At 50.4% G+C, this 15,998-nt stretch carries 10 protein-coding genes; 6 read left to right on the forward strand and 4 right to left on the reverse strand.

The features are described 5' to 3' along the window. Positions 1-104: 104 nt before the first annotated feature. From K3G39_RS12715 to K3G39_RS12730, 4 genes are all read left to right on the forward strand, one after another. Positions 105-3,062, forward strand: a complete 2,958-nt coding sequence (locus K3G39_RS12715) for a pitrilysin family protein (RefSeq protein ID WP_220626552.1) — start codon at positions 105-107, stop codon at positions 3,060-3,062. A 386-nt stretch (positions 3,063-3,448) separates the two neighbouring features. Beyond that, the gene (locus K3G39_RS12720; protein WP_220626553.1) at positions 3,449-4,423 is read left to right on the forward strand and encodes an IS110 family transposase; all 975 of its coding nucleotides are present in this window, start codon (positions 3,449-3,451) and stop codon (positions 4,421-4,423) included. Between the two features lie 414 nt (positions 4,424-4,837). After that, positions 4,838-6,268, forward strand: coding sequence for a DASS family sodium-coupled anion symporter (locus K3G39_RS12725; protein WP_220626554.1), 1,431 nt, complete (start codon positions 4,838-4,840; stop codon positions 6,266-6,268). A gap of 219 nt (positions 6,269-6,487) precedes the next feature. Then, the gene (locus K3G39_RS12730; protein WP_220626555.1) at positions 6,488-6,697 is read left to right on the forward strand and encodes a hypothetical protein; all 210 of its coding nucleotides are present in this window, start codon (positions 6,488-6,490) and stop codon (positions 6,695-6,697) included. Positions 6,698-6,760: 63 nt separating this feature from the next. Here the strand turns inward: K3G39_RS12730 and K3G39_RS12735 are convergent, their stop codons facing one another. The 3 genes from K3G39_RS12735 to K3G39_RS12745 form a co-directional block, all read right to left on the reverse strand. Beyond that, positions 6,761-7,405, reverse strand: coding sequence for a hypothetical protein (locus K3G39_RS12735; RefSeq protein WP_220626556.1), 645 nt, complete (start codon positions 7,403-7,405; stop codon positions 6,761-6,763). Between the two features lie 94 nt (positions 7,406-7,499). After that, positions 7,500-10,424, reverse strand: a complete 2,925-nt coding sequence (locus tag K3G39_RS12740) for a DEAD/DEAH box helicase (RefSeq protein WP_220626557.1) — start codon at positions 10,422-10,424, stop codon at positions 7,500-7,502. A gap of 127 nt (positions 10,425-10,551) precedes the next feature. Further along, positions 10,552-12,753, reverse strand: coding sequence for an NADP-dependent isocitrate dehydrogenase (locus tag K3G39_RS12745; protein ID WP_220626558.1), 2,202 nt, complete (start codon positions 12,751-12,753; stop codon positions 10,552-10,554). 398 nt (positions 12,754-13,151) lie between these two features. On the opposite strand from K3G39_RS12745, the gene K3G39_RS12750 reads away from it, so the two are divergent. Further along, entirely contained in the window at positions 13,152-13,913 is a 762-nt protein-coding gene (locus K3G39_RS12750; RefSeq protein WP_220626559.1) for an SGNH/GDSL hydrolase family protein, read from the forward strand. A 6-nt stretch (positions 13,914-13,919) separates the two neighbouring features. Then, entirely contained in the window at positions 13,920-15,311 is a 1,392-nt protein-coding gene (locus K3G39_RS12755) for a GDSL-type esterase/lipase family protein (RefSeq protein ID WP_255594293.1), read from the forward strand. 5 nt (positions 15,312-15,316) lie between these two features. Here the strand turns inward: K3G39_RS12755 and K3G39_RS12760 are convergent, their stop codons facing one another. Then, positions 15,317-15,949, reverse strand: coding sequence for a phosphoribosyltransferase (locus K3G39_RS12760; protein ID WP_220626560.1), 633 nt, complete (start codon positions 15,947-15,949; stop codon positions 15,317-15,319). Positions 15,950-15,998: the final 49 nt, after the last annotated feature.

A 15,998-nucleotide genomic window follows, 5' to 3' on the forward strand; every position in this document is an offset into this window, starting at 1 on the left:
TCTAATTAAAACACAAGGTGAGTCACGAGGCTTTCTTCACGGAAGCTTCCTGACTTGGCCTTTTTTGTTTTGTTATACCTTATCCTATACCTAACATCACACCCATGAAAAAAGGATTATCGTTGTTACTGGTTGCGTCGGCGTTCACGCTCACGCAATGCAAGAACGAAACGTACCAAACAACTTCAGCTACTGAAAACGCGACAGCCTCTACGGCACAGAAGGAGTATAAGTACGAGACCGTTCCAAACGACCCGCTCAATGCGCGCGTCTATACCCTGGACAATGGCCTGAAGGTATACCTGTCGGACTATGAAGATGCGCCGCGTGTGCAGACTTACATTGCTGTGCGTGCCGGCTCTAAAAACGATCCGGCTGATGCCACCGGTCTGGCACACTACCTCGAGCACATGGTGTTCAAAGGCACAAGCCAGCTGGGTACGCAGGACTGGGCGAAAGAAAAAGCTGAGCTCGACAAGATTGAAGCCCTCTACGAAAAACACCGCAACACCACTGACCCTGCCCAACGCAAGCAAATCTACCACCAGATTGACTCTATCTCAGGCGTGGCCGCTAGCTATGCGGTAGCCAACGAGTACGATAAGATTCTGGGTGCCATCGGAGCCAAAGGAACCAATGCTTATACCTCGGTCGAGCAGACAGTATATACCAACGACGTGCCGAGCAACCAGCTGGACCGCTGGGCGGCATTGGAAGCGCATCGTTTTGGTGAGTTGGTACCACGCCTGTTCCACACAGAACTGGAAGCGGTATACGAAGAGAAAAACCGTACCCTCGACAACGATGGCTGGAAAGTGATGGAAACGCTCAATGCTGCCATGTTCCCGACGCACCAGTACGGTACGCAGTCTACTATCGGCACCATCGAGCACCTCAAAAATCCTTCTATCACCGAGATCCAGAAGTACTTTGATAAATATTATGTGCCAAACAACATGGCTGTAGCGCTGAGCGGCGACATCGACTTTGATGAAACCATCCGCATAATTGACGAACATTTTGGTAAGCTGAAGCCAAGTACAGCACCGACTTTCACGGTAGCCCAGGAGAAACCTATCGCGCAGCCAATTGTGAAGGAGGTGAGCGGGCCGAGTGCCGAGAATGTGTCACTTGCTTACCGTTTCCCGGGCATGAGCTCGCGCGATGCGCAGGTGCTGAGCATGATCAGCGCTATCCTCTACAACGGACAGGCCGGCCTGATTGACCTGAACCTGAACCAGCAGCAGAAAGTGTTGCAGGCTTACGGCTACGACAACCAGATGAAAGACTATTCGATTTTCCGTCTGGGTGGCTCGCCACGTCAGGGTCAGAGCCTGGAGGAAGTGAAAGACATGCTGTTGACACAAGTGGAACTCGTGAAGCAGGGCAAGTTTGACGACGACCTGATCCCGGCCATCATCAACGACAACAAGATCAGCCTGATGCGTGCTTACGAAAGCAACTCAAACCGCGCCGATGCTTTTGTAACCGCCTTTATTTACGACATTCCATGGACAGATTATGTGAAGCGTCCGGCGGATTTCGCTAAAATTACTAAGCAGGATGTAATGGAAGTTGCCAACAAGTACCTGAGCAACAACTATGTACTGGTTTACAAGCGCAACGACAAGAATGCCGTGGCCGAAAAGGTAGAGAAGCCAAGCATCACACCAGTGCCCGTTAACCGCGATGCGCAGTCTGCTTACTACAGTGCGTTTATGGCCAAGGAAGCTTCCGAACTGTCGCCTGTATTCGTGGACTACAAAGCCGATATCAAAGAAGCAACGCTGAAAAATAACATTCCCCTTCTCTATACAAAAAATACTGAAAACGGCCTGTTCCAGCTTTATTACATCCTGGACATGGGCACTAACAACGACCAGAAACTAGGTATGGCCGTGAACTACCTGCGCTTTTTGGGTACGGACAAGTATACGGCCGAAGAACTGAAGAAAGAGTTCTATAAGTTGGGCACTTCCTTTAACGTGTCTTCTTCCGGCGATCAGGTATACGTAACGCTTTCCGGCCTCGAAGAAAACTTTGAGCCGGCGCTGGCCCTGTTTGAGAGCGTGTTGCAGAACCCGCAGCCTAACCAGAAAGCCCTCGACGACATGGTACAAGGTATACTGAAGGCCCGTAACGATGCCAAGCTGAACAAAGGTGTTATTCTGAACCAGGCGCTGGTAAACTATGCGAAGTATGGACCGAAGAACCCGTTCACAACTGTATTGTCTGAGAAGGAACTGAAAGCTGTGAAGCCGCAGGAACTGGTGAACCTGATCAAGAGCATCCCGACTTACGAGCACCGTGTGCTGTACTATGGCCCACGTGAAACAGACAAACTGGTAGCGACACTCAATGCAGGTCATATTGTGCCAGCCAAACTGAAGCCGGTTCCGGCCGAGAAGGTATACGCCGAGCTTGACATCAAGCAGCCAGCAGTTTACTGGGTGGACTACAACATGGTGCAGGCTGAGCTGATTTTCCTAACCAAAGCGGAAGCCTTTAACAAAGCCATGGTGCCGACCATTCGTCTGTACAACCAGTACTTCGGTTCAGGTATGAGCTCGATTGTATTCCAGGAACTGCGCGAGTCGAAGGCCCTGGCCTACTCAGCGTACTCCAGCTACAGCACAGCTTCTAAAAAGGACCGCTCGAACTACATCCAATCCTACATCGGTACCCAGTCAGACAAGTTGCCGGAAGCGATGGCAGGTATGCAGGAACTTCTGACAAACATGCCGCTGGCCGATGAGAACTTCAACCTGGCGAAGGCGTCGCTGCGTAACAGCATATCATCGGAGCGCATCACCAAGTCGTCTATCCTGTTCGATTACGAGCGTGCCAAGCGCCTTGGCCTGGATTACGACATCCGCAAAGACGTGTACGAAAGCGCTAACAGTCTGACCTTCGACCAACTGCAAGCCTTCCAGAAGCAATTCGTGAGCGGCAAGCCACAGGCAATTCTGGTGATCGGCTCGAAAGACCGACTGAACTTTAAAGAACTGGAAAAATACGGCAAGGTACAGCAACTGACACTGGAGCAGGTATTCGGTTACTAAATCCGAGTGCTATACCTTAGAAACAAAAGCGGCAGCCTGATTGGGCTGCCGCTTTTGTTTTTATGTCCCCGATGATCTGTACTGTCAATTTAAATCCGGACTCAAACTGTCATCCTATCTTTGAAGCGTTGGCAGGGAGTACAATTTAGAGGACTTGCCAGTTGTAGGATGAAGTGGTAGTTTTAAAGCAAAAGAAGAAGGGGAAAAGAGCAAGGCAGCGATGATTCATGGGTCCCTTAAGAGACCGTTCGAGATGCTGGTCCCTTTTCCCCCTCCTCTCCACCAGAGCTTGAACAGTTCATTAGGCCTTAGGAGCCTGCATGTAGGATTGATAAGCCCCTTGGAGCAGGATTTCTTCTTTCACTCTCTTAAACTACAGGAAAGATATGGAATCTACGGCAAAAGCCAAACACTATGTGGGCATTGACATCTCCAAGGACTACTTCGATGTGGCCCTGCCCCAGCAAGAGAAGTACCGGCACCTGAAGCTAAGCAACAGCCTAAAGGGCTTTGGGAAGCTACTCGAGGCTATACAGGGGCTGGATGCCTGCTGTGTAATGGAAGCCTCAGGCCCTTATTACCTGCAGCTGGCCACCTACCTGCACGCCAAAGGGATAGAAGTAAGTGTAGTGAACCCACTCTCTATCCGCCGCTTCTGCCAGATGCGCCTCACCCGGGCCAAGACAGACAAGAAGGATGCCCAGATGATTGCCCGCTACGGCCTCTCCGAGCAGCCGGCCCTGTGGGAGCCGGAGGCGGGGCACCTGCTGGAGCTCCGGCAGCTGCAGATGGTGGCCGAAGGACTGGAGAAGAGCCTGCACCAGTACCGACGCCAGCTGGAGGCCCTCACAGCCGCCCCACAAGTGAATAGACAGGCCAGAAAGAGCCTGGAGCAGTCGCTACACTACATCGAAAAGCAGGTCGAGAAGGTAGAGGCCCAGATGCTAGCCCTCATCCAACAGCACCACCAGCAGCTCTTTGAACAGGTGACCAGCATTCCGGGTTTGGGCAAAAAGAGCGCCCTGCTGCTGGTGGTCATCACCGGGGGCTTCACCCGCTTTGCCCACTACAAGCAGCTGGTCAGCTACCTGGGCCTGAGCCCGAGGATCTACGAGTCGGGTACCAGCGTCAAGGGCCGGAGTCGGATCTGCAAGATGGGCATGAGCCGGGTCAGGGCGGTGCTGTACGTGTGTTCCTGGTCAGCCATCAAGGCCAACAAGGCCTGCCGGGAGCTTTATGAGCGGCTGCTGGCAAAGGGGAAGGCCAAGCGACTGGCTCTGATCGCGGTGGTAAACAAGCTCCTGCGCCAGGCCTTTGCCGAGGCCACCAAAGGGGAGTTCTACTTAGAAAAAACATATTAAATGCATTGCTTTTGAACACAGTTCATCTCGACGGTATGGAGAGATCTGGATTAGTCCATTGCGCACAATATGACAGATTTCTCCAAAGGTCGAAATGACACATGAAGCTTGCTCTAATGGATGCGTGTTGATTGTACTGCATTTCAAACTCTGTAGATCGGCTGCTCAGGTATAAAAACTAAACTGCTCTTTAGGGAATCTGTGCCTGAAAGAGCATGAGTATGTAAAAGACTGTGTCAAATGCTTTGCAGGTATAGCAGCTATATCTACCAGAAAGATATCTAAAATCAAGAGCCCATAAACTGCTTACACTTAAAGCAGAACCCAAAAAAGTATTCCAATACAAACCCTCCCGTATTTGGCTACATCTTTCGGAGATATTGGATATCTTTATCCAACTGCCCTGCTACAACCATGAATAGAAGAATAAAGCAACTGGCCCGCATCACCAACGAGTTGCAACTCCCCAGAACCAAACGCTTGCTAATGTTTTTCGGGATCGTGTTGATTGGTGTGCTGTCGAGTTGGCTCACCTTAGAGACAACGAACTATCCTCCGCAGGTAGCCTACATGACAGGTATTCTGGTAACAGCGGCTTTTCTTTGGGCCACCGAAATCATCCCGCTCTTTGCGACTTCCCTGCTCATCATAGGCGCTCAGATTATCCTGCTGGGCAACCCCGGAGAATGGGGATTTCTGCAGACGCCAGGTATAGCGGCCATACCTTACCAGAACTTTCTGGCCCCTTTGGCGGACCCCATTATTTATCTCTTTTTGGGTGGATTTATACTGGCCAAAGTCGGGGTGAAGGTGAACGTGGATGTATACCTGTCGAGCGCCATGCTGCGCATCTTCGGGTTGTCTGCCAAAAGCGCTTTGCTCGGCGTTATCGTGAGCACCACTGTTTTTGGTATGTGGATCAGCAACACGGCTACCACCGCCATGATGATTACGCTCACTGGCTCCCTGCTGGCTTTCGTGCCGGCAGGCAATTCGTTCCGGAAAGGACTTACGCTGGCTATACCCTTCTCGGCCAGCATCGGCGGCCTAATGACGCCCATCGGTTCTCCTCCCAACGCCATTGCGGTCGGGCTACTGGCAAACGAGGGCGTGCAAATCGACTTCCTGACCTGGATGATCATCATGTTCCCGCTCGTAGTCATTTTGCTGTTCATCTTATTCCAACTGCTTTGGCACAGGTATAAACCCGAAACGCCCTTGATGCTTAAACCTGTAGAAACCAAACCATTTGGCGGAGAAGGCATCTTTGTCATCGTCGTTTTCACGATCACGGTGCTCCTGTGGCTTACCGATAGTCTGCATGGCATCCCGTCGGCGGTAGTGGCCTTGTTCCCGGCCATCATGTTCACGGCCACGGGCTTGCTGTCTGTGAAAGAATTCAACAGAATTGAATGGAACATCCTGTTTGTGATTGCGGGCGGTCTGGCGCTGGGGCAGGGCATGAGCCTCACCGGTCTTGACAAAGTGATCGCCAGTTCGCTGCCGCTGGAGAGCGAATGGATTGTGCTGATTATCTTCACTGTCACGCTGCTTGTCGGTACGTTTATGTCCAACACCACAACGGCCATCCTGTTTATACCTATGGCCATGTCAATGGCGCATCAGATAGAGGGCGTGAATGTGAAGTTTATGGCACTCGGGCTGGCCATGATGGCCGGCAGCAGCATGGCGCTGCCTATCAGCACCCCACCCAACGCGATTGCCTACTCCACCAACGAGCTTACTTCAAAGGATTTTATCATCAACGGCTCCGTGATCGGTGTATGCAGCCTCTTCGTTACGTATGTTTACTTCTGGCTCCTCACTTACTTTGGCTTATGGTAGGTATAGCTTGTTTATAATCGGCTCAACCTCCAGATGCCTGGTAATTCAGGTATAGCCCACATCAGTTTTCCGGGAAAAACGGGTATTGGTCTGGTCTATTGCTTGGTTGGTATAAAAGTAAAAACCCACACTGCTTCATTTGCTATATTAGCATAGGCATCAGGCAGTTACCTACAGGTATAGCGCTTTTAAACAAGTGATCACTTAATGACTCAGAACATGGAAAACAAGATGAACTACACCAAAGCGATCATACTCCTTGTGTCAGGCATTCTGGCTATCGCAGCTTCGCGCTGGCTCGGTGCGGAAAGCGGGGCTTATGGTTTTCTGATCGGGTATGGTTATGCGGCGCTGGTTGGTGGTGTGCTAGGTATAGGGTATAGCTATTTTAAAATGCAAAAAGCAAAGAAGGGTGAAGTGACACAGTAAAATGTTACGGCTTCGATGGCTATTGCCGTTGCTTACCCTAATTGAGAAAGCACACGGCAATCATCAATACAGTGTTTTAAGCAGGCTAACGGTTTTATCAACTGACATATTGAGGGACTTTGTGCTCACTCCTGACTGAAGTTCGAATTCGGCAAACTGCCCGTCGTAATGCATGAAGCTGTATTCTATCTCCTGGTAATAACGGCGGGTACCTGCTGAGAGCGTACCGTCCACTTTTCCATTAACCTTGAAGCTGACCGCCTTGCCCTGCTGCAAATCAAACAGCTTGTGGTTGGCGCGCTCCGGCTGACCTACCTTAAAATAGTCCCACTCAAAAAAGACCTCCAGCACTTCCTGCCCATATCTGAATCCGAATACATCCCACCTGGAAGAATGCCTGGCACTAGGTAACAACATAAAGCTCGAGTTAACCTTTTGAGCCGGGGCTATACCTTCCTCAACACCTTCAGCATTAATCACCAGTTCATCAAGCAGCAGAATGCAGCCTGTCTGGTCCAACTGCTTTGCCTCGGCAACCTCCCTGGTCAGGTATAGCCGTTCCCCTTTCACGGTGCCGTTGTGCGACTCCAGCGCTTCAGCTATAGGTATAGCTGCGGTACGTTTATCGAACGCTTTAAGAGCCTTGCCATAGACAAGTTTCTTTTTGAACACCTGGATTACAGAAACGGGATGAAATAGCTGCTGCATGGCGAAGTAATTACAAATCGAATCTAGTCAAAATTGATGAAAGCCAGATACCCGGCTTGGTTGAGGCAGGGGATACAGGCACTTTTGGTTGCCCTTATTGACTGCTATTGTTACTCAGGTTAAGCCAATCGTCTTTGGTGAGTGACTTAAAGAAACTGTTGTCAGCTGTTACCAGATCGGTGGCTAACTTCGACTTGTTCTGCTGCAGAATTTGGATCTTCTCCTCCACCGTATTGGGGCAGATAAGCCGCACGGCAATCACTTTCTTCTCCTGACCTATTCTGTAGCTACGGTCGATGGCCTGGTTTTCCACGGCCGGGTTCCACCACGGGTCCACGATGAACACGTAATCAGCCGCTGTTAAATTAAGGCCTGTTCCCCCTGCTTTCAGGCTCACCAGAAACACGCGAATCTCCTCGTCCGACTGAAACTGATCCACAACCTCGCCCCTGTTACGGGTGCTGCCGGTCAGGTATGAGTACTTGATATTTCCCTTTACCAGTTCCGCTTTAATCAGGTCGAGCATACCTACAAACTGAGAGAACACCAGCACTTTGTGGTGATGCGTTACATTCTGGATCTGCTGCATTAGCACCTGAATCTTGGCAGAAGTATCCGAGAAAAGTTTGGTATCGCAGGTAAGTAACGGAGAGTTGCAGATTTGGCGCAGTTTAGTGATGCCGCGTAACACGTGCATCGGGTGCTTGGTCAGCTCCTCTTCTCCGCTGGCGTTAATGTAATCCCTGAACTCCTGCTCGGCGGTGTCGTATACCTTGCGCTGCTCCTCTCCCATTTCGCAGTACAGAATCATCTCTGTTTTGTCGGGCAATTCTTTGGCTACTTCGGCTTTTGTTCTTCTCAGCACAAACGGACCAATCTTCTCCTGCAGGGCCTGCGCACTTCTCCTGTCCTTAAACTTGTCGATGGGCATAGCATAGGTGTTCCGGAAGTAAGTTCTGGTACCCAACAGGCCGGGATTGACAAAGGAAAGCTGCGCATAAATATCGAAGGTGTTGTTCTCAAACGGCGTACCTGTCAGCACCACCTTGTTATAAGAATGCAGCAAACAGGCCGCTTTGTAGCGCTGTGAGTTCGGGTTCTTGATGTTCTGCGACTCATCCAGGAAGGTATAGCCGAAGGTATATTTCTTCAGAAAAACAATGTCAGCGAACAGGGTGTTGTAAGTTGTAATCACGACATCACAAACCTGAAAGGCATCTGTGGCCTTTGCTCTGTTCGGGCCGTGGTGTATGTGTACTTGGAGCGATGGGGCGAACCTTTGCAGTTCAGCTTGCCAGTTAGGTATAAGCGACGTCGGCACGACCAGCAGATGCGTTTGCCGCTCCCGTTTCTCACGCAGCATTAGCATAAAAGCTATAATTTGCACTGTTTTACCCAGCCCCATGTCGTCGGCGAGACAGCCGCCAAATTGCAGGTCGTCTAGAAAATTGAGCCACTTCAAGCCCTGCAACTGGTAAGGCCGCAAAGTGGTTTGTAGTCCGGCCGGTGCAGGTATAGGAGTGATGTTTTCCACGTTGCTCAACTGTGTCTGGTACCACCACAGCTCTTTGTGCACTTGCTCATCCAGCATATAATCTTCGAACAATTCTGTGAGCACAGCAAAGTTCGTTTTGGGAATCTGTAGCTGTTCCTCCTCTACTATACCTGTGTCGAAATAGACTTTTAGCTTCTGGAGCCACTCCTCAGGCATAATGCCCATGGTACCGTCGTCGAGCAGCACGTACTTGCTTTTGTTCACAACTGATTTTTTCAGCTGCTTGAGCGTAGCCTTCTTACGGCCGAATTTTACCTGCACCGTTACATTAAACCAGTTCAGGCCACTGTCTACCTGAATGGCCACCGCGGCTTTGTGCTGGTTGAGTTTGTTGCCCTGCAGGTCGTTGAAGCCGAGAATGGTCACTCCGTGCGCCGCCAGGTTATCGAAGGCATCTAGAAACCAGGCCTCATCCAGGAACCTGTCTTTGTGCAGGTAAAAATAGTCGAGCATGCTGTCGAGCTGCTCCCAGAAGTGCGGGTGCTGCTGTATCAGCAACTTTGTAAAAGCTGCTTCCGCCTCCGTGTTGCGCGCTACAAAGAAAGGCCTGCCCATGTTATCCTGGTCATAAATCAGCTTATTGGACAGCAGCGGAATTTCGATTTCGCCATACCGCATAAAAGGGTGCAGCAGCACATAATTCTCTGACTCGATCAGGTATAGCACCTTCTCCAGTTCATGGTTAAAGCCCCTGCTCCTCAATTGCGCTTTAGTGGCAGGCTTCAGGTAGGTATACTCCACGGGCACATGCGTGTCTATCCTGGACAGCACCTGCTGCTGAAACTGGAAGAAGGCATCGTGGGACAACTGCAGCTCCTGGTCGTGCTTTTTGAAATAGGCTATAACGGCAGGTAGGTGCGGATTAGGACACTGATACCAGGCGTCATCGGCCACCAGGAAATGCTCATACCTGACATGGATGCGGTTAAGGGGATAGTACGTACCGTTTATAAACAGATCGCTGGTGATGTTAAACACGTCGCTGTTCAGCCCGATGCGTACTTTAAAATCTATCTGCGGCTGCGTGACCTGAACAGGTGTAATGGAGCGCGGCGTTATTTTTTCGGATACTTCGCTGTCGTGCAGATAGAAGGTATAGCGCAGCGGATTGCGCACCAGCGCTTTAAAACTGGCTGCATCCGTAGCTGACTTTTCGTAGAAACTCTGGAAGCGGGCAACAGCGCTGTAGAACTTCAACTCGTCTGGCTGCTCCGTTCGCCATACCTGTTCGAGCGGATTTAGTACCGTAAATGGTGCTTTCAGTTCGCCAGTGCTGCTCAGGTTGCAGGATACCAATTGGGCACTAAACAAATTATAGTAGCGGTGCCGACCAATTACAACAATAGTTCTGGTATCGGATGCGGCTTTGGAGATTTGTGGTTGAGAAGCAAGGTATGCAGCAAAATTCGCCCCAGGGTCATCTGCGTTGTCAAAAGGTTCGAACGGTGGGTATTGCTCTTCCATTATTGCTTCTCAGGTAGCCGTTGTACTTATAAGGTTGGCTATGCCTAACTTCAAAGTTAATGGTTTAAAACAAAAAAGGCTGCCCGATCGCTCAGGCAGCCTTTCCATTTATACTTTATACCTCTGACTAGAAGTTAGCCAAAGCATTATTCAAGGTCTCACTCGGACGCATGGCTTTGCTGGTTTTCTCTTCGTTCGGATGGTAGTAACCGCCGATGTCAACTGGCTTGCCTTGTGCGGCGATCTGCTCGTCCACGATCTTTTGCTCGTTGTCCGTCAGTTCCTGTGCCAGCTTCGTGAAACGGTTTTTCAGCTCCTCATTCTTGGTCTGTTCGGCCAGTGCCTGAGCCCAGTACATGGCCAGGTAGAAGTGGCTGCCACGGTTGTCGATGCCACCTACTTTACGGGCCGGTGACTTATCTTTCTCCAGGAACTCAGCGTTCGCTTTGTTCAAGGCTTCAGCCAGTACTTCAGCTTTCTCGTTCTTGGTCTTGTAAGCCAGGTCTTCCAGCGATACGGCCAATGCTAAGAACTCACCCAGTGAATCCCAACGCAGGTAATTTTCTTCTACAAACTGCTCCACGTGCTTCGGTGCAGATCCACCGGCACCAGTCTCAAACAGGCCACCGCCATCCAGCAACGGAACGATTGAAAGCATCTTGGCACTTGTGCCCAGCTCGATGATCGGGAACAAGTCGGTCAGGTAGTCGCGCAGTACGTTGCCCGTTACCGAAATGGTGTCTTTGCCCGCTTTGGCACGCTCACAGGTATAGCGCATCGCCTCTACCGGCGACATAACTTTTATCTCAAGACCGTTGGTATCGTGGTCCTGCAGGTACTTCTCTACTTTCTGGATCAGGTTGGCGTCGTGCGCGCGCTGCGGGTCCAGCCAGAAAATAGCCGGTGTGTTCGTGATGCGGGCTCTTGTCACAGCTAGCTTCACCCAGTCCTGGATAGGCAGGTCTTTTGTCTGGCAGGCTCTGAAGATATCGCCTTCTTCTACTTTCTGCTCCATCAGCGTGTTACCGTCTGCATCAACAATGCGGATGGTACCAGCAGCTGACATTTCAAACGTTTTGTCGTGCGAGCCATACTCTTCTGCTTTCTGCGCCATCAGACCGATGTTCGGCACTGTGCCCATGGTGGTCGGGTCGAAAGCGCCATTCTCTTTGCAGAACTGGATTACTTCCTGGTAGATCTGCGCGTACGAGCGGTCAGGTATAATGGCTTTTGTGTCGTGCAGTTTACCATCAGCTCCCCACATCTGGCCAGACGAGCGGATTGCCGCCGGCATAGAGGCGTCGATGATCACGTCGCTTGGAACGTGCAGGTTGGTGATGCCTTTATCAGAGTTCACCATCGCCAGTTCCGGACGGTTTGCCATCTCAGCTTTCAAATCAGCTTCTATTTCAGCGCGCTGCGCTTCTGGCAGGTTTTGAATTTTAGCGTATACGTCGCCCAATCCGTTGTTCGGGTCAACGCCTAGTTCTTTGAACGTAGTTGCGTGCTTTGCAAAAGTATCTTTGAAGAACACCGTTACCGCATGGCCAAACATAATAGGGTCAGATACCTTCATCATGGTGGCCTTCAGGTGCAGCGACAGTAGGATGCCTTGCTCTTTGGCTTCTGCCACTTCTTTCTCCAGGAACGAACGCAGTGCATTGCGGCTCATCACAGACGAGTCCATTACCTCACCGGCCTTCAGGGCAACTTTGTCTTTCAGCACTCTGGTTTCGCCGTTGGCGCCTACAAACTCGATGCGCACATCCGTTGCTTTGTCAACCACCACCGACTGCTCGCTGCCATAGAAGTCGCCGCCGTTCATGTGGGCTACATGCGTTTTAGAATCGGAGGACCATTTGCCCATGGAGTGCGGGTGCTTCTTGGCGTATTGCTTCACGGCATCGGCCACACGGCGATCGGAGTTACCTTCGCGCAACACCGGGTTTACGGCGCTACCTAATATTTTTGCATAGCGTGTAGGTTCAGCCGAATAGTCAGGTATGTTGTAGCCCTGCGACTGCAATTCTTTGATCGCTTCTGTCAGCTGCGGTATAGAAGCGCTGATGTTTGGCAACTTGATGATGTTGGCTTCCGGCGTTTTGGCCAGGTCGCCCAGGTATGCGAGGTCGTCAGACTGCTTCTGCTCTTCAGAAAGATTCTCCGGGAAAGCCGCAATGATACGGCCAGCCAGCGAAATGTCTCTGGTTTCTACTTCGATGTCGGCGGCTTTGGTGAAGGCCTGCACAATTGGCAGGAAAGAGCGCGTTGCCAGAGCAGGCGCTTCATCTGTAATGGTATAGATGATTCTGGATGATTTTGTCGTCATGTAGGTCAGTTTTTAAAATTTAGTTTCAGGGACTCTGGTCTACCGCCTTTTATCAGCTGGCAAACCACTTTTCCCCCACGCTAGTTTAAGAAGCAAATATAAGAGTCTTTTTGATAAGGCTAAACCTTCCTGCAGTGTTTCGTCTGCACCGTACGGCCATGCTCCTTCTTCTTAAAATTGGACAAAAATCAGGACGTGCGCACAGCCTAAATGCAACCGAATTCTATACTTCTCGTTTCTAGCCACAGTGCCTACTTTATTAACATGTTGTAATACTTGCTATGTTTTTGAACCACACAGTCAACTTTAGATATCTATTATTTCTTTATTTTATTCTATTTTCAACAGCCTGTACAGACAGTGAGACCAAGGAAGAGATAGAGCCACAGCAGGAGGAGGTGACGCTCAGAATTATGCCTTTGGGTAATTCGATCACGCAGGGAGGAGAAGTTAACCCGAGCTACCGGTATGAACTCTGGAAAATGCTGGTAGATGCCGGTTTGAAGTTTGAGTTTGTGGGCTCGATGGATACCAACTGGTACCGGGAAGCTCCCAATACGGAGCATGGCGCTGATGTGGCCTCTCCGGTGATGGGGGAAACATACAAAGGGCAGACTTTCACGAACAAACACGAAGGACACTGGGGTTGGGCCACTACGGACCTCCTGAACGGCTACGAGAATCCGACCCAGTACAAGCGCGACAAAGGCAAGTTGAGTGACTGGCTGAAGGGCTATACCCCGGATGTGGTGATGATGCACCTGGGCACCAACGATATGATCCACAGCGAGCCAACGGACGGTACCATCAATAGAATAGAAGAGATCATCGGGCAGCTACGCGCCGACAACGAAAACGTCGCAATTCTGCTGGCCAAGATCACGCCTATACCTGAACAGTACGCCAATATTGATTCAACCCAATATTTTGTATCCCTTTTGCCAGCACTGGCATCCCGCCTTTCAACTCAAAAATCTCCAATTATTGTAGTTGATGTAAACTCCGGCTACAATCCGGCCACCTATACCTACGACGCACTGCACCCGAACACTGTCGGAGAAAAATTCATTGCAAAGCGTTGGTATGATGCCATCAGGGCAAACGAGGAGACATTGTACAATTTGGCAGCAAAACGCCACCGCAGAGAGTCAGGACAATAGCATCTGATGCCCCAAACTAAGCGCAACTCAATAGAGTTGCGCACGTTTTATGAGCTACTTAGTACCAATCACTTAGCTTACCGTTCTATGCTCTCCCCTTTCTCCCGCTACCGAAAACAAGCTTACACCTTCCTCCTTTCCCTGTTCATTATTTTCGAGGTATATCCCCAAGCTCAGCCAATCAGAATTATGCCGCTTGGTAATTCGATTACGCAGGGGAATATGGAATTTGTCAGCTACCGGTATCCGCTGTGGAAAAAACTGATCGATGCGGAAGTCAACTTTGAGTTTGTAGGTTCTCACACAACAAATAATGGAGGTACCCCTACTTTCCTGGACTACAATGGGCAATCATTTAGCAACAGAAACGAAGGCCACTGGGGCTGGACCACAGATCAGATACTTGCCAACATAGCACAGTGGGCAGGTACGTATAAACCGGATATTGTTTTGATGCATCTCGGCACAAACGATACGTTCATGAATCAAGGTATAGACAACACGGTGGATGAATTAAAAGCCGTTATAGCCGCAATTCACGACAACTCGCCTGGTGTCACCATATTGCTGGCTAAACTAATTCCAGCTGATGGACAGGTGGTTGGCACAGACCAAGCCCGAAACATCCAACTATTAAACCAGCGAATCGAGGCTTTGGTAGACGCACAACCTGCCGATGGACCACCCATTATATTAGTCGATCAAAATACCGGATTTGTTGCAATGGAAGGGAAAGACACTTATGACGGTATACACCCGGACTCAAGTGGTATGGAGAGAATGGCTCAGGTTTGGTTTGAGGCGATCATGAACGAAATAACCATTCCGCTGCCGGTGGAGCTGCACAGTTTTAAAGGTATAGCTACTCAAAGCGGGGTGCGATTGGAGTGGGAAACAGCTTCGGAACTGGATAACGAATTTTTTGAAGTACAACGTGGGCAATCCGTTACCGAGTTTGATTCCATTGGTCGCGTGGAAGGTGCAGGTACGACCTCCTTGCCTCAAAGCTATACCTACCAGGACAAAAAAGCTGGCAACGGCGTCAACTACTACCGCCTGCGCCAGGTGGACTTTGACGGTACAGCGAGCTACTCTCCAATAGTGGCAGTAAGCCTGATGCAGGCCACGACCGAAGATATGCGGGTATACCCGACCCGAACCAAAAGCAGCAATTCGGTTACGGTACAAATGCAGGCATTGCAGCCCCTGGAGAAGTTCAACATCTCTGTCTATACCCTGGAAGGAAAACTGATAAAGGAATTTGAAGCAGAAGCCGACAACCGGGGCAATTTTATACAGTTGCTCAACACAGCCGAGCTAAGTAACGGTAGTATGTATATGGTACGGGCTTCGCTTTCAGGCAGGGCTTTTATCCGCCACCTCATGATCGACCGTTAAGCCGCCTATACCTGACTATCGTATCGCTGCCTGAGCAGGTGTATTACTTCCGCATCGCTCACTTGCTCAAATTCCTCGTAAAATTGCCCCACCGCCTGAAACATGGGAGGCGCCAGCAGGTATACCACTTCATCTACAATAGCCTCAAACTGCTGAATGGCAGTCAGCGGGGCAACAGGTACTGCTACAATGATCTTGCGGGGTTGCTTGTTTCTGGCCATGTTCACAGTAGACAGCAGTGTTTTGCCTGTGGCGATGCCATCATCTACAATGATCACGATGCGATCACGCAGGTCAACAGGCTGGCGGTTGCCCATAAAGAGCCTGTATTGTTGGCACAGACTCTCCTTTAGCCGCTCTACTTCTGCCTGTATGTATGCCGCCGGCACATCTGCCCGTTTATCGACTTCCACATCTTCCAGACTTACCGCTCCTATCGCAAACTCCGGGTTAGCGGGGTGCCCGATTTTTTTTGAAACGATCACATCCAAAGGCATACTCAACCGCTGGGCAATCGGTGCAGCCACTGGCACCCCTCCCCTAGGTATAGCCAACACCACCCCCTTCTGCCCTTTGTAGTGCTCCAGCCTATCGGCCAGCATCTCTGCAGCAACTTGCCGGTTAGGTATCATTTCCATGGGCTTTAAATTATTGTGTGAATGAGTGAGTTGGTGGATGAGTGAATGT

The sequence above is a fragment of the Pontibacter sp. HSC-14F20 genome (assembly GCF_019599265.1).
Lineage (GTDB): Bacteria > Bacteroidota > Bacteroidia > Cytophagales > Hymenobacteraceae > Pontibacter.

Coding starts and splice junctions, on each gene's coding strand:
- K3G39_RS12720 (WP_220626553.1), top strand. CDS start 3,449: ATGGAATCTACGGCAAAAGCCAAACACTATGTGGGCATTGACATCTCC.
- K3G39_RS12735 (WP_220626556.1), bottom strand. CDS start 7,405: ATGCAGCAGCTATTTCATCCCGTTTCTGTAATCCAGGTGTTCAAAAAG.
- K3G39_RS12755 (WP_255594293.1), top strand. CDS start 13,920: ATGCCCCAAACTAAGCGCAACTCAATAGAGTTGCGCACGTTTTATGAG.
- K3G39_RS12715 (WP_220626552.1), top strand. CDS start 105: ATGAAAAAAGGATTATCGTTGTTACTGGTTGCGTCGGCGTTCACGCTC.
- K3G39_RS12760 (WP_220626560.1), bottom strand. CDS start 15,949: ATGGAAATGATACCTAACCGGCAAGTTGCTGCAGAGATGCTGGCCGAT.
- K3G39_RS12745 (WP_220626558.1), bottom strand. CDS start 12,753: ATGACGACAAAATCATCCAGAATCATCTATACCATTACAGATGAAGCG.
- K3G39_RS12740 (WP_220626557.1), bottom strand. CDS start 10,424: ATGGAAGAGCAATACCCACCGTTCGAACCTTTTGACAACGCAGATGAC.
- K3G39_RS12725 (WP_220626554.1), top strand. CDS start 4,838: ATGAATAGAAGAATAAAGCAACTGGCCCGCATCACCAACGAGTTGCAA.
- K3G39_RS12730 (WP_220626555.1), top strand. CDS start 6,488: ATGGAAAACAAGATGAACTACACCAAAGCGATCATACTCCTTGTGTCA.